The organism is Sphingobacterium sp. NPDC055346 (assembly GCF_053645235.1).
Genome location: NZ_JBSHMI010000005.1, coordinates 75,121 through 90,174, shown reverse-complemented (window position 1 = coordinate 90,174; position 15,054 = coordinate 75,121). Strand labels below are relative to the sequence as shown.

Genomic DNA, 15,054 nt, shown 5'->3' with positions numbered 1-15,054 from the left:
TTCCAGCCCTTTCTAATATATATTTTCTTAGGAAATACTTTTAATTAAACCACTAAAAAGCATTTTTCCACATCATGCTTTCCACAGGGCGAATGGTTTTGTTATTGTATTTCGCATTTCCCTTACTGTTGTACATCGTCTCGATATCACCTTCCACCACAAAGTAGATCAATTGCCCGATCGGCATCCCAGCATATACGCGAACTGGCTGTGCAACGGAAATCTCCAGGGTCCAGGTATTGCAAAAACCAACATCACCTTTACCAGCAGTTGCATGGATATCGATACCCAAACGCCCAGTACTAGATTTCCCTTCCAAGAAAGGAACATGCCCATGGCTTTCTGTATACTCTATGGTTACCCCTAAATACAGTGTGCCTGGTTGAAGAACATAACCTTCAGCCGGAATCTCAAAGTGTTCGATTTCATTATGCTTCTTCGCATCCAGGACCTCATCCTTGTACCTTGCTAAATATTTTCCCAAATGGACATCGTATGAATTTGTTCCCAAACATTTCCTGTCGAAAGGTTCAATCACGATCATCCCCCTATCGATTTCTTCTAAAATTCTCTTATCTGATAATATCATATTCTGAAGCTAAACTACTGCTGATTAGCAGGATTCAAAAATACATTAAAAATAAATAAAAAACATATCTAAAGCTAAATACTAGTTGGTAAACGCTAAATTTGGCTATGTCACTAGCATATCTAAAAGAATTGGATGCGCACAGCCGCATAGCCCTGTGGAAAATTGAAGAAACGGAAGATGAATTGGTTGCCATGTTGCAACTTGACGAATCTGAACTGACAAAGCTCAGGAGCCTAGCAAAAGGGAAAAGGACCTTACATTGGTTGGCAACAAGAGCACTTTTGCGCTATTTGCTGCAAACTCCGGATTATATCAGCTGCCCCTCTGATTCAAATGGGAAACCCTATTTGCCAGACTTCCCATATGAAATTTCATTGACCCACTCCTATGATTATGCCGGCGTGATGCTGAGCTCTGCTGGCGTCTGTGGAATAGACCTTGAAATTGTAAAAGAAAAGGTGGTCAGGATAAAAAACAAGTTCCTAAAACCGGAAGAACTAGCGTTTATTGAAGGAGACCAAATGGTAGACCAGTTATATGCCTGTTGGTGTGCCAAGGAAGCCCTCTACAAACTCCAGGGCAATAGGGGCGTTTCCTTCTACCATAACATGACGATTGAGCCATTCCGCTACACCCAGCAAGGCGTCATGAAAGTCATACTCACCAAGGATGATTCGGTCCGGACCTTTGATGTGTTCTATGAAAGGTTCAATGAATATATGTTAGGGTACGTCGTTGGATAGGCCAGCCATATTCAGAGGGATGCACATAGGTCTAAATACTTCATTTAATACACTATGTCTGCCCATCCTGCAACAAATGCTGTTTTAAGGAAAGTCGTTTGTTTGATTTATAGATCCTAACAGCGATTAAGAAATAGGCCAGTAACAATGGGCCATAGACCAGCCCGATCAATCCAAATAAAGGCAGACCGATGATCACACCGACCACTGTGATGATCGGATGTATGTCCCCTAGTTTCTTGGCGATCACCAAGCGAAGTACATTATCGATATTGATCACTAAACCAAATCCCCAGGCAAGCAGCCCAATCCCCTGCCAGTTATGTCCGTCGGCCAACAATATGACCGCAGCAGGAACAAAAATCAACGGTGGTCCCAGTAATGGAATAAAGGAAAGGATAGCACAGATCACCCCCCAAAACAGCGGGTCCTTGGCACCGAAAATCCAAAAACCGATCGCCAAACATGCTCCCTGGATAATGGCAATGATCGTTTGTCCAATAATATTTGAATAGGTGATGTTTTTTAGCTCCTCCCCAAAAGTAACTGCATTCTCATCATCAAAAGGGAGGTAATGAACTATCCCGCCTTCGAATCCTTTATAATTCACAAACAAGAAATATAACAGGAAATACATCACCGCGATTTCCAGGAACACATTTGCAGCTCCGGTAAGCGCTGTGGTCAAAAGCCCCCCTAAATAGGTAGAACTGGCCTCAAGTTGCTTCTCGATGAGATCAGGTTGCCCTAATTTATCACCCACAAAATGATTGATGGCATCCATGATCTTCTTGACCCATTGCGGATCCTGTTGGAGCTCGATAGCTTTATCAAAAAGCATCTTCCCTATCCCCAAGAAGGGAAGGACGATGATAAAGATGGAAAGGATGATGATAAAAATGGAAGATACAGGCTTGGGCCAATGCCATTTCTCGATCAAGAAGATATTTAGGTTCCGAAATAGGGTATACATGACCATGGTCCCCAAAAAGGCACCGAATATCCCCGAGGTGGCATAAAGGATGATCCCTCCCAATACAATGACTATGATTAGGATGATTACATTACGTTCCTTCTGTGAAAAAACATCGTTGTTGCTCATAACTGATTTTAGAATAATAAAACAACGAACTATTGATTTGGTTCTGAACCATGTTTAAATTCCCTGCAAACCTACCATGCTCCGGTCTCAGATAGCGGCTGGTCTTGTCAACGGACATTCGCTCATGCTAACCCAATTGGTTCAGTAAGAGGAATTTCAAGCAACACCATTTAGTTAACAAAAAGTAAGATAACAAAATTATTACATCAGAAGCGCAAACTTAAAGAAAGGCTTTTTAATATAATTTAATACCTTAGTAATCATTTGTTAACCATTTTTTAATTTAAAAAAAGAACCTTTGTACCAAAACCTATTTCTTGTTTATGAAAAAATCTCAAAGAACGATACAATCTCCTAGAATCTAACAATCAATAAATACCATTATTACTCATGAAATTTACTTCGAAAACCATAGCGAGGTCCGCTTTTTTATTGCTCCTATGCTTAGTTTGCACAACGCGAGCATTCAGTCAGCAGCGAACGATCAACGGAAAGGTCAGAACAGCCGACAACGTTCCATTATCAAATGTATCTGTCCTCCTGAAAGGGACCAACATCGGTTCACAGACCAATGACGACGGCCAGTTCCAGATAAGTGTTCCAAATGATGGTACCTTGATTTTCTCCATTATCGGTTACACGACCCAGGAGACCGACATAAAAGGAAAGGATTATCTCAACGTCATACTTGAACCGGACAACAAGGCCATCGATGAGGTGGTGGTAATGGGTTATTCCCAAGTGGAGAAACAGCACGTTGCGTCTTCGGTGGCAAGTCTGGATATGGAGTCCACCAAAACCAGGCCCATTTTCAAAATGGAAGAAGCATTTTCCGGAACCGTACCGGGGGTAACGATGCTCCAGGGGTCCAATATCCCAGGTGCTGTTCCAGGAACTATTTCCATTCGAGGTATCAGCACCCTGCAGAATGCAGATGCATTGGTCATTGTGGACGGAATGGAACAGTCTATCACTGACCTTGACCCTAACCAAATCAAGAGCATCACTGTCCTAAAGGATGCCGCCTCAACCTCCATGTACGGATCCAGAGGTGCAAATGGAGTGATCATAGTTGAAACGGAACGCGGCTATACCGGCAAATTCAAGGTTGACCTAAACGCTTGGGGTGCATTCAGCAACCCTATCGACCTACCGAACTGGGTAAATGCCGCGGAGTACATGAAGTTGAACAATGAGACCCGCGCACACCAAAACCAAACCTTGCTCTTTACCGATGAGGACATACGCAAGGCAGAATCAGGAGAAACAAGAAGTGTGAACTGGCTCGATGAGATCATGACGAGGAAACCTTTTGCAAACAACACCACAGCGAACATCTCTGGCGGTGGTGGTGTTGGAACATTCAACCTGATGCTGGGCCATATCGGGGAAAAAGGATTGAACGACATCGAAGGGACCGAAAAGTTCTCAGCGCGTTTCAACACAAACATCAACATAGCGGACAAATTCGTCCTGTTGGCTGATTTCTATGCCCATCGATTACAGGTCGATCGCCTGATGGCAAATGACAACGGCCACGGCCTTTACCAGATAGCCTGGAGAATGAACCCTACACAGCAGATCTTTTATGGGGACACCGACATCCCAGAGCATTACATCCTTCATAACAACATGAACCCTTTGGCTTCCATTGCAAAAGGCGGAATCAAAAACTACCTGCACGACAGAAGTACAATCAACCTGAGGCCACGATATAACATCAATAAAAACCTGAACATCGAAGGTAATGTTTCCTATATGATCAATAAATCAGCAAATAAGGCAGAACGCAGGACCTTTAAGTTCTACGATGGGGACGGCGCACCAGTTACGATATGGAACAACTCTGTTACTGCGGAACAAGGGGTGAGCTCGAGCCAATTGACCGCGAGAGCTTTAGCGAACTACACCAAAGACCTACGCGATAATAAAGATAAGCTCTATTTGACCTTGGGAACGGAAATGATGAGCTATACTTACACCGACTATAGAGAAGAGAACAAAGCTTCATTCTTCGGAAAACTGAACTACTCTTTCGATAACCGCTATCTGGTCGAATTGACAGGCCGTTCTGATGGGAGCAGCAAGTTTGCCCCGGGCAACAAATGGGGCTTCTTCCCTTCGGCGGCGATTGCATGGAATATGCACAACGAGTCTTTCTTTAGCTCCTTGCGCGAAAGCGGCGCTATCAACAATCTGAAAATCCGTGCATCTTATGGATTGATCGGTAATGAGAACGTTGCTCCATACCTATGGCAAGAGATCGTAAATAACTGGGGGTGGACCATCCGAGTTCCCAATCCTGATTTCTCATGGGAGAAACAAAAACAATGGAACATCGGTATGGACTTGACTGCCTTGAACAATAGATTGTCGTTGACCGCTGAAGTATACGATAAATTCTCTTACGACTTAATTTACAACAACTTCCCTGTCCCTCCCCTAACTGGATCGAACACCTTGGAATCTGCAGTCAATATCGGCGAGGTCCAGAACAAGGGCTGGGAACTATCCGCAAAATGGTCTGACAGGATTGGAAATGTAAAGTATAATGTCGGCGCAATGCTGTTCGACAATATCAATAAAGTGTTGAAAGCGGGTTACAATAAGGGAGATACTCTGATATTCAAGGGCGATAGTGATAAAATCTGGTACAATGGTGCTGCTATCGACAACTATTATGGTTTTGAGAGCAATGGTTACTTCCAGAATGCAACTGAGGTGGAAAATACAGAAGCTAAATTACCAAACACCTTGCCCGGTGACATCAGGTACAAGGACCAAAACGGCGACGGTATCATAAATGACCAGGACCGGATTTATTTAGGAGATCCTTTTCCTCACATGAATTACTCCATCAACCTTGGCCTGAACTATAAAAACTGGGACTTCTCGGTAATGGGACAAGGTGTCGGTAAAAGAAATGGAAGATTAGTCGGAATGGAAGGTTACCCTGTCTATGTGGATGGTGACAGTAATTCCTTGGGGACGCCCCGTAAGGAATATGCAGATAATCGCTGGACTGAATCCAATCCAAATGCCCGTTTTCCAAGGATATGGAGCGGAAATAGTTCAAATGCTTACCTAAGCGATGTCTGGCTGGGGGACGCTTCATATTTCAGGATCAAGATGATACAGTTGGGATATACTTTCCCAGGAATAGGAAAGAGCATCAAGAACATCAGATTGTATGTTAATGCCCAGGACGCTTTCACCTTTACCAAATGGGAAGGCCTGGAACCGGAAAGAGGACTGGACAAATCCAAGACTGAAAACCAAGGTAATGGTGTGTACCCAAGAATGGCAACATACAGCTTTGGAGTTAGAGCAACCATTTTTTAACGAATGACTTTACTGAAATGAAAAAGACAATATTTGCATTAGCACTGATCAGCTCTTTGGGAACAACGAGCTGTGAGAAATTCCTAGATAAACGAGATCCTACAGCAACTAATTTCCAAGAGTTTTTCAATACTGAAGAAGATTTGAGAAGAGTGGTCTATAGCTCTTATAGAGATGTTTTCACTCATCCGACCGACAGAAGGCTTGTCTTCTATATGCTGGACGGAAGATCGGACAACGGCTATGCCCGCATCGAAACTGACCACCACGGCATTATGGCAAATGGGAATTACAACAGCAACTCAAGGGCCGCAGAGTACTATTGGACCCTGTTCAATAAACACGTTGGACGCCTAAATACCTTTATCGCGAACGTCGATATCCCTTATGTTGAAGATGAAACCGTGAGGCAAAAGTACAAAGGCGTCCTTGAGGGACTACGCGTATGGCATTACTTTAGAATCGTGTCCCATTGGGGAGATGTTCCGTTTGTCCTTGAACCGGCAAACCTTGAAACAGCCAAACAGCCATCTACTCCTAAAAAAGAGATCTTGGACAAACTGTTCCCCATGGCAGAGGAAATTGCCTCCAGGTTACCGGAGTCAGAGGGAACCACCAATGCCTACATGTTCAACAAATACTCATTCAAGGCAATCATCATGAGGTATGCGCTCTATTTTGAGCGATATGACCTGGCGGCTAAGATTGCGAAAGAAATCATGGACTCGGGCAGATACGACCTGCATGGCAACTATGGGGATATGTTTAGTTACAAGGCGGACAAAACAAACAAGGAATTCATCATCAAATTTGACATGGAGAGCCACGACAACTCTGCAACTGCATCCTTTGAACATCTAGGCCCTCATTACAGGACCGGAAAAGGCCAATCCTATATGGTCCCAACCAAATCTTTGGTTGATAGCTATTGGACCTTGCAAGGGCGTCCAATTGACCAATGTCCGCTTCATACCAGAGAAGAATATGAGCTTGACCCAAAATTGAACAGGGATCCTCGGTATGGACAAAGTATTTTTGGGCACGGTGATAAGTTTTCGGGGGAGGTGATCGACATCTATAATGTGAACAGCCCAATGTACTATCAGCAACTTAGGGGCAGTAAATCTGGCTATTGGTTCAGGAAGTTCGTGGACGAAGCCGATGCCTTCAGGTCCGGTGGGAACATGACCTTCCCGCTGATAAGATATGCAGAAGTGCTGTTGACCTATGCTGAAGCGAAGATTATGTCCGGAGGACCTGATGAACTAGCGAAGGATAACATCAATAAAATCCGCAAAAGAGCAGGATTGGACATGACGATCGCGGATGTGAAACTCACGGGCAAAACCCAGCAACAGTGGATTGACCTAATCCGCAATGAAAGAAGGATTGAATTTGCAGGAGAAGGTATACGGTATGATGATATTATACGCTGGAAGATCGCGGACAAAGTATTGAACCAACCTGCAATGGGCCATACAAGGAAGATCAATAACACCCTTCAGTCATTGAAGATCGAAGACCGGAGGTTTACAGACAATCAGTACTTGTGGCCTTTCCATGAGAGCTCACTCAAGGTAGAACCGAACCTGACACAAAATCCAGGATATTAAAAGAAGCTTTAGCCCGTCTGGTTTGGACGGGCTAACTTTTACTCAACCGGATGGTCAAAATTCCAGCGGATAGGTCTCAAAGGCGGGAATACAGCTTATTTACTTCGGAAAGTAATCCAAATTCGAGCTTATAAATAACATTTTGGGTGAATGGTTGCATGAGATATTTGAAGATCCGCACTGTACATTAATTTAAATCGAAACTCTTATAATCCATTTTAAACAAGTTAGTTTCAGGAGCAACCTTTCCCTTTGATGGACCTGGTATTGAAAGAATTCTTGAAGGCAAGCAAATCCTTGACCTGAAATTCGTTTTCAATCCAGGGAAAACCTATCATTTCTGACAGACAATCGACTGATTATTCAGTCGGGAGGTAATCTAGGAACATTATACCATCAAATACGCGTTCCGGGATGTCGAGAAAGGATATGCGCACAGGTAAGGCCAATTCACTTGAATTTCTGGACCAGTTGATAGCGGTTAGGAGGTCTCAGTTATTGGTTGCTTTATGTTACAACGGCATCTATCGGCATGTCTATTTTGACCAGATCTTCTATTTGAATCTTATTTAGCGCTACAATGAAGGCTAGGGCTTCCGATTTGCCCTGATATGCACAAACGATACGAGCAATCTAGGGATCGAATATAACCATGTCCTTGCTCCAACTGGGCATGGCCGAAGAATCCGAGAATCAAAGGCAATGTGCCTATATACCAGGTAAGACATTTCTCACTCTATCTGGGACAACCGCAGCAAAACAGATTTTTTTGCCTTGGGGTACTTTTTCAATAGGGAATCAACAAAACAAACCGCTTTGTCCCTAGAATGGTTGCGAAGCATCCAAAATGCATGAGTGAAAACAAAATCCTCTATATCCAATTTTTTTTTCCGAAATATCAATGGTGCTCTTTTCATAAAATAAACGACAATCTCAAAAACAGAAGGTTTAATTGCGTACCAAAGATATTACATAATCTACCTAACGCACTGAAAGCCTTCGGAATGGAATCCATTTTTATGCGCCAGGCAATGGTCAATCAATCATGCCCCATTGGTTTCACCGCTTTATTATGGATCCCTAAACGTTAGGATGGTGCTGCCCATTGACCGATGGCGAGAGGACCTTTGTCTTCTGTCCTGTCTCAACCGAACGCATTTTTGTGCGTCCGATATCCCCTAGAAATAAGGACAGCCCCTAAAAGACCATGGAAGGAATCTTTGGAGATTGAATTTCAATTTCCCTGCTGACCTTGCATTCAATTGCTGTAATTAATGCCATAACATATAAATTAAAAGTTGGTGGGGAAACTTCTGAAAGCAAAGCGACCGATTTTCCTTATTACCCGTAGAGACCATACGGAAACCCCGAGGTTATTCCAGGAGAGTTTCCAAGAGACCCAAAAAGGGCTCCAAGACCAGGCCCTCCGGAACCTTAGCCCCAACAATCCCCTTCCCAATAGGATCGTAAAGCCAGGGTGTGGGGGAAATTCCGGACCTCTGCATTGAGGCCGCTTGGATGCTTGGAGGGCAATGGGAAAAAAGGGGCTTGCGCCGACCAGCAAATTCGGAAATAATGCCCTGGGGAGTAATAAAATGTCCGGCACCATGCTACATAATGCCGGAAACCCCTGCCATACTAGCTATAAGATGGAATCAGCCATCCACATCAGGATAAAGGACGAAAAGATAAGAGCATCCTCAACTAAGTATCCTGAAGATCTGTAATTTTCTTTATCCTGACCTTATTGTACTGTTGTAGAAAGATCGGGATTGCATTATATGTGAAATTGGCAGCTAAAATTGAGGTCCCTGCGATACAAAATCCATGGAGAAAGGCAATGACGGTGGAAAGCAGGAAGAACACCATACATGTCCAATGGTAACGCTCATACATCGCGATCGTAGAAAGGTATCTTTTCGCATGGGCCTTTCCCCTACCTTGGGCAGGTCGTTTTTTTTTCGTCATGGAATTCACGATATCCCCGTCCTGGACAAATTTCCTCATGAACCTTACACCGTACCTTTCATAAAATCCTGGATCCTCGCTCAAGACGGTCCTTTCTAGGACCCATGCCGGCACAAGGGCAAAAAGCATAGCTAAGCCAATTGCAATATACAGCCAGGACCCCTTTGCACCTACCAGGTACCAGAACCAAAATATGGGCGTAAAGCATACAAGCGTCCAGAAAAGATTAAATAACTGGTTCAGCATATGCCGCTGGTAACGGTGTCTTGTTTTGAGCATTGCTTGGTTTTTTGTTTAATCCACTATTTCAGGGCAACCGTTCTGTAAAAGAAAATCTGCGCCATTTTTCACTGGGCTGGAAAAGAGTTGCCTGATCATTTTCACCGAGCGAAGGACTCCTACCCACTGATCCCTCCCCGGATTTCGCTAGCCCGCATCAGATCCAATTCCGCTCTGATTAGGATTAATACCGATGGCACCCTACCCATGTGAAAACGTTTTGGGGAACTCTAGGAAAAATTCTGTCCCTTCATTCACGCGGCTTTCAAAATCAACGCGCCCCCCCATCCACTCTACAACGGTCTTAACTACCCATAAGCCGATTCCATTCGATTTTTCGCCATTTAGACCGGTCCTGCTCTGGTCATTGAACTTGTTGAATACCTGAGATTTCATGTCCTCGGGTATACCTATCCCCGTATCCCTGACGGATAGGCGGACTTTATCTCCAATATCAATGAGCGATACCGTTATCGTTCCGCCAGTGTGGGTAAACTTGAGAGAATTGGAAATAAGGTTGTTCAATACCTGGATCAGTTTATCCTCATCCATGTCCATGGTGATAGTGGGAAAATCTGAACTGAACACAAATGATACCCCTAGATGGCTCTCCATTCTGGCACATTGGTCCATGAAATCACGTACCATCGGCACCAGGTCCACCCTTTCCATATTAAGGGGAACCGACAAGGAGGTGATAAATTCCTTCTTTAGGAAACTCTTGATTAGCGACATGTTGCTCATACAGATGTCTCTTATTGCAGACAATGCGTTCTCCAGGCTGCCGGGGTCCCCGTTGTTCATGTTCCCCATGGCTAAATCAGTAAGGTTCCTTAGGGTGGCGAAGGACCCTGCTATATCATGGCTCAATATATTGAGAATGGCATTTTTCTTTGCATTGTGGCTGAGTATGTTCTTCTGGAACTCGACCTCTCCGGTAAAGTCTTCGGCGAACCCTACGCACTCTGGCCTACCTGAAGTATCGACCTGGTACATGGTAAGTCTCAGGTGCCTTAAATTTCCAGCTACAGAAAACCTGACTGCTCTCTTTTCAATGGGCTTCACCCTGATGTCCTTGATTTCCCTTAGGAGAGATTCCCTATCTTCTGGGTGTACATGGTCAAGGATCTCCGTTAGGTTCTCGGCAACCTTTTCAAATCCCATAAAAAATCTGAATGAATGGTTCATGTACCTTATCTCCCATTTGGAGGGATCGAACGAAAAAATCATCAGATATACATTTTCCGAAAACGCCAGAAGAGGGTTTAAAGTACCTGCCATTGCAATATTATTAAGGTTATCGATGTCAAAATCATTCTATAAGGCGGTTCCTCAAAAAGCATGTGGACCTCAAGGTTATTTCACTTTGGGCACCTGCGAACCCCAATTGCCCCACCTCCATATTTACGGTGCTTTTTTCGAAGGATCAGGCAAACAAATGGATTTCTCAGCAAGGACTGTTCAGAACCTTGGCTTCCTCTTTTCAGTGAATGCACTCAGTCCTTCAGAGAAATCCTCTGAAACAAAACATTCGGCAAAGGTCCGGATCTCTAGCCCGTATCCTTCCACCTTTCCCTGGGTGCTGCCGTTTACCGCTACGATGGCCGCAGATACTGCAGAAGCGGATCGGGAATAGATTCTTTCAAGGAGTTTTTGGGACTGGTCAATAAGAAGATCAGGATCAACGATCGAGCTTACAAGGCCCCATATGTACGCCGCTTTGGCGTCGACCATCTCTCCTGTCAGGATCAGTTCCAGGGCCCTCCCCTTGCCGATAAGCTCGGGTAGCCTCTGGGTCCCTCCATATCCAGGGATCAGACCTAGGGAAACTTCAGGGAGTCCCATTTTGGCGGTAGAGGACGCTACCCTGAAATGGCAGGCCAAAGCGAGTTCCAGTCCTCCTCCCAGCGCAAAACCATTGATGGCAGCAACCACAGGCTTGGAAAGGTTGGCAATTTTATTCATCAGTTCATGCCCGGACCTCGACATCGCCTCTGCCTCCTCTTTGCTCTTGCCAAGGAACTCCTTAATATCCGCACCGGCAACAAAGGCCTTTTCCCCTGCACCGGTCAATATCAGCCCCCTGACGGACCCATCAGCTTCAGCCCGGCTTACTGCATCCTTCAGTTCCGCAATGGTATCGCGATTCAAGGCATTTAATTTGCCTTCGCGATTAATGGTAATTTGGGCTGTTTTATTCTTGATCTCTAGCGTAATGTTTTGATAGCTCATACTAAAAATTAATATTGATTGAAAACCTTATTCGTTCACTCCTGACATTGGGTAGTCCATTGTAATTCAATCTCCTCACATATTCAACCTTCAGAACATTCAAGATATTGTCAATTCCCAAGGTACCCTCCCAATAAGGCTGTCCATTAGGAACATTTGTCAAGATCTCTCCTTCCTTATTGCGGTCGAATTCAACCACATCATTACTAATATACGGGTTATTTTGGTCACTTAATTTACCATAGAACATCTGAGCTCCCCATACCTCCCGTAAATTCAATTTCTTGATCAATGGAATCTTATTGAATAAGAATCCCTGCAATTGATGGTATACCCCAACCTTTAAATAACTATCGGCAACAAACTCCATGGGGTTCATCATGTCGAAATCGATTTCATGTCGGTCTTCACGCTGTTTTACGTTCGGTAACTCCAACATTGTGTATGGTAGGGTTCCCCATATTCTACCCCCAACTGCCCTGAGGTCTGCAAAACCTAGTTGGTTTAAAAAGAAGCGCTTGGAAGCTGCTGCAGTCAGCTTGTCATAGGCATAGGTCGTATTCCAGAAACCGTCCAGACTATGGGTATAGGTCAGGTTGAAAACCGGATGTTTTTCAATGATGGTCTTCCTATTTAAGTTGCGATAATAGAATTTCTCAAAAGGTGCCCATCGCAAGTCCACATGTGCCTCATTGCTCTGGATATGGGTCAGCAACGCCTCTGGGTTCCCTGAGTTGATCAATCGCAAATCTCCAACCGTATTCTGGTTTCTATGCGTGAATCCAGTGGTAACACTGAAGTGGTTTCCAAATTCTACAACATGTTGCAATTGATAAGCACGGGTATCAAACCATTTTGTAGGTCTATTCCTTCGAATGGACCTGAAGAAACTATCCCCTTTTAGGAAACCTATCTGTTGACCTGGCTCCATTATATCGTTCTGAACAGATCCTTCAATATAATGGGCTGGAAAAGTCACCACCGAATTACCGTTCAGGGAAACGGCAGATCTCAGAAAGTACTTCAATCGGGCATCATCCAATCCATATGCGACATAACCTTCAAAATACGCTTTGTCTGTCAATGCTTGCGTACTCCTGCCCCCTATCCTGAAACGGTTCCCCTCAATATTATTTTGGCTGTACAGATATTCCAGCGGACCTATCTCAAACATCCCAAGGTTATAGAAACCTTGGGACAACAGGTAGCCTAAAGCCAAAACGGTCTTAAAACTCTTTTTCTGGTTTAGCGTTTCAATGTTCCTGTACGTATTCTGTTCCGCGTTGTTCAACGCAATTGGTCGATTCGGGATGGTTATGTCTGCTTGGGGAAGTATCTCAGTCGGTGGACCTGAAAAAACATTTATCGGGAACTTGGTTCCTAAGCGATAATTGTCGTTAATACTTATGCGATCAGCAAAAACCGTCTCCCCCTTTCGAATTCCGAAAGTCAGAAAAGTCCGGGTGCTGTCCATTAACATGACCCCTGTTTTGTCTTTCTCATAATGAAAAACTATCTCCCCTTCCTTTACCCAGTTAAGGTTGGTTTCCTCATTGATCTTGAGGTTAGCTTTCTTAACAGCATAGGTGCCATCCATACTTACCTGAAGAATACCATTGAACAATAGATCCGTTTTATTCCTTGGTTCGAACTTCAATTGGATAAAATATCCTTCTTCATTGAAGATAGTATCCGTGATATAATACTTATAGAACAGTTTACCGTTATCTGCGATTGGACTCAAGAACTGCTTGTTCAGGATATAGATACTCTCATCATAAACATCTACCTGCTGGAACATGTAGTTCAGGAATTCCTGGATGTTGGGGTTGTTGACATATCGCCTATCAAACTCGGTCTTTCTTTGGGAGGTTATTATCTTTTTAAATTTCGGGGGATCCTTCTTTCCATAGACCTTTGCATTGCTCTCCTCCAAATACAGGGAAAGCAGCTTTTTCCCTTCATAACTGGTACTATCGATGTTCCCGAACAGAAAGCCCAGTCCCAACATTCCCTGTTTATTGGAAACCTTAGGGTCAATAAAACCGAATTTAAGCTTATCATATTGATCAAACTCCAGACTGTCCTTTCCAGACAACCTGTTTTGATGTTTATGTCTTATCACCAAATCGATCAACTCGACCGCTTTGTTGTTCCTGTTACGATATTTAGATTTATGGCTAATGGAGACTGCTTCGATCTTATTGGAATCATGGGTCAATTCAAAGACGAGATTGGTAAGTGAATCAGGGATATTGGCGATCAGGGTCCTGAAGCCTAGGGCACGGACTTCAATCTGTTTGGACCGAGAATCCAAACTCAAACTGAAGAAGCCCTTATTATCTGCAGAAGTTGCCCTTTTGGTATCTAAATCCAGAATGGTCGCCCCTGCAACTGCCTGCTTGCTGTCCTTATCCAATACTTTGCCAGAAATGACAGTTTGGGCCAACGAAAGGTTAACCGTGAAGCAATGGACCGATACAAATGCGCACAAAAAACAGAAGAAAGGGGCACTTCTCATAATAAAACCTGAACTTTATAAAGATACAATTTGTTGTGAAAGTTCAAATTATTAAACGAAAAAAGGAGGCAAAATATGTTGTGGACCGAAGGAATTATTATTGATTCTTATCAACACGGTTCAGTTTTAAGCTGCCCAGAATAAGCTCCTCATTGAACTGACCCAGGGTAATGCTGTTGAGCATCCTTGCCAATTCCGAACGGATGGCCTTAAACTCATTGTGCAAAGGACATGGATGTTCCTCGGAACATTGCGGTAAGCCCATGCCACAACCGATAAAAATATCATCCCCATCGATTGCTTTGACTACCTCCGACAATCTCTTATTCATCTCAACTTCAGTCAGGTAAAACCCGCCATTGGGACCTTTTACAGATTTCACAATACCACCCTTGCTCAGCTCCTGAAGGATCTTCCCCAAAAAGGGTTCAGGTGATTGTATATTGCTGGCAATCTCTTTTATACCCACTTTTCTACCAAGTTGTGTGGACTTAGCGATATAAAAGACTGCTCGAATGGCATACTCGGTTGACTTTGAAAACATACCCATTCTCCAAAATTAGGGATAAAAATTGAGAATGAGCCCTATTCTTTACCCGCCCTCGTCTACAACATTCTTATGTCAGAAACTTAATAAAGGACAAAAAACTCTTTTATTCTTT

The 15,054-nt window shown here is 43.7% G+C and carries 10 protein-coding genes; 3 read left to right on the top strand and 7 right to left on the bottom strand.

The genetic code is table 11. From position 1 onward, the window contains the following. Positions 1-52: 52 nt before the first annotated feature. Positions 53-589 carry a dCTP deaminase gene (dcd, locus tag ACWICE_RS11425; RefSeq protein ID WP_093099536.1) on the bottom strand — a complete coding sequence of 179 codons (537 nt, stop codon included), beginning with the start codon at positions 587-589 and terminating at the stop codon, positions 53-55. Positions 590-696: 107 nt separating this feature from the next. Between dcd and ACWICE_RS11420 the strand changes: the two genes are divergently transcribed. Next, a complete protein-coding gene (locus tag ACWICE_RS11420) occupies positions 697-1,335 on the top strand; it encodes a 4'-phosphopantetheinyl transferase family protein (protein WP_454298413.1) in 639 nt (212 codons plus the stop codon). 52 nt (positions 1,336-1,387) lie between these two features. Here the strand turns inward: ACWICE_RS11420 and ACWICE_RS11415 are convergent, their stop codons facing one another. Beyond that, the gene (locus tag ACWICE_RS11415; protein ID WP_185213204.1) at positions 1,388-2,437 is read right to left on the bottom strand and encodes an AI-2E family transporter; all 1,050 of its coding nucleotides are present in this window, start codon (positions 2,435-2,437) and stop codon (positions 1,388-1,390) included. A 390-nt stretch (positions 2,438-2,827) separates the two neighbouring features. Between ACWICE_RS11415 and ACWICE_RS11410 the strand changes: the two genes are divergently transcribed. Both ACWICE_RS11410 and ACWICE_RS11405 read left to right on the top strand, forming a co-directional pair. Next, on the top strand, positions 2,828-5,779 hold the full coding sequence (locus ACWICE_RS11410; protein WP_454298412.1) for a SusC/RagA family TonB-linked outer membrane protein: 2,952 nt from the start codon (positions 2,828-2,830) through the stop codon (positions 5,777-5,779). Between the two features lie 17 nt (positions 5,780-5,796). Continuing rightward, on the top strand, positions 5,797-7,392 hold the full coding sequence (locus ACWICE_RS11405; protein WP_185213206.1) for a RagB/SusD family nutrient uptake outer membrane protein: 1,596 nt from the start codon (positions 5,797-5,799) through the stop codon (positions 7,390-7,392). A gap of 1,704 nt (positions 7,393-9,096) precedes the next feature. Here the strand turns inward: ACWICE_RS11405 and ACWICE_RS11400 are convergent. From ACWICE_RS11400 to ACWICE_RS11380, 5 genes are all read right to left on the bottom strand, one after another. Then, positions 9,097-9,639, bottom strand: a complete 543-nt coding sequence (locus ACWICE_RS11400; protein ID WP_454298411.1) for a glycosyl-4,4'-diaponeurosporenoate acyltransferase CrtO family protein — start codon at positions 9,637-9,639, stop codon at positions 9,097-9,099. A gap of 201 nt (positions 9,640-9,840) precedes the next feature. Next, positions 9,841-10,827 (bottom strand): sensor histidine kinase, encoded by a 987-nt coding sequence (locus ACWICE_RS11395; RefSeq protein WP_454290855.1) that lies wholly within the window; start codon positions 10,825-10,827, stop codon positions 9,841-9,843. Between the two features lie 273 nt (positions 10,828-11,100). Beyond that, positions 11,101-11,871: an enoyl-CoA hydratase/isomerase family protein gene (locus tag ACWICE_RS11390; protein ID WP_454290854.1), complete on the bottom strand. Its 771-nt coding sequence runs from the start codon at positions 11,869-11,871 to the stop codon at positions 11,101-11,103. Between the two features lies 1 nt (position 11,872). Further along, positions 11,873-14,392, bottom strand: coding sequence for a DUF5686 family protein (locus ACWICE_RS11385; RefSeq protein ID WP_454298410.1), 2,520 nt, complete (start codon positions 14,390-14,392; stop codon positions 11,873-11,875). Between the two features lie 97 nt (positions 14,393-14,489). Then, positions 14,490-14,936: an RrF2 family transcriptional regulator gene (locus tag ACWICE_RS11380; RefSeq protein ID WP_454298409.1), complete on the bottom strand. Its 447-nt coding sequence runs from the start codon at positions 14,934-14,936 to the stop codon at positions 14,490-14,492. Between the last annotated feature and the right edge of the window lie 118 nt (positions 14,937-15,054).

Excerpts from the sequence above, each read along its gene's own strand:
- ACWICE_RS11405 (WP_185213206.1), top strand. The coding sequence starts at position 5,797 with ATGAAAAAGACAATATTTGCATTAGCACTGATCAGCTCTTTGGGAACA.
- ACWICE_RS11385 (WP_454298410.1), bottom strand. The coding sequence starts at position 14,392 with ATGAGAAGTGCCCCTTTCTTCTGTTTTTTGTGCGCATTTGTATCGGTC.
- dcd (WP_093099536.1), bottom strand. The coding sequence starts at position 589 with ATGATATTATCAGATAAGAGAATTTTAGAAGAAATCGATAGGGGGATG.
- ACWICE_RS11415 (WP_185213204.1), bottom strand. The coding sequence starts at position 2,437 with ATGAGCAACAACGATGTTTTTTCACAGAAGGAACGTAATGTAATCATC.
- ACWICE_RS11420 (WP_454298413.1), top strand. The coding sequence starts at position 697 with ATGTCACTAGCATATCTAAAAGAATTGGATGCGCACAGCCGCATAGCC.
- ACWICE_RS11410 (WP_454298412.1), top strand. The coding sequence starts at position 2,828 with ATGAAATTTACTTCGAAAACCATAGCGAGGTCCGCTTTTTTATTGCTC.
- ACWICE_RS11395 (WP_454290855.1), bottom strand. The coding sequence starts at position 10,827 with ATGAACCATTCATTCAGATTTTTTATGGGATTTGAAAAGGTTGCCGAG.
- ACWICE_RS11400 (WP_454298411.1), bottom strand. The coding sequence starts at position 9,639 with ATGCTCAAAACAAGACACCGTTACCAGCGGCATATGCTGAACCAGTTA.
- ACWICE_RS11380 (WP_454298409.1), bottom strand. The coding sequence starts at position 14,936 with ATGTTTTCAAAGTCAACCGAGTATGCCATTCGAGCAGTCTTTTATATC.
- ACWICE_RS11390 (WP_454290854.1), bottom strand. The coding sequence starts at position 11,871 with ATGAGCTATCAAAACATTACGCTAGAGATCAAGAATAAAACAGCCCAA.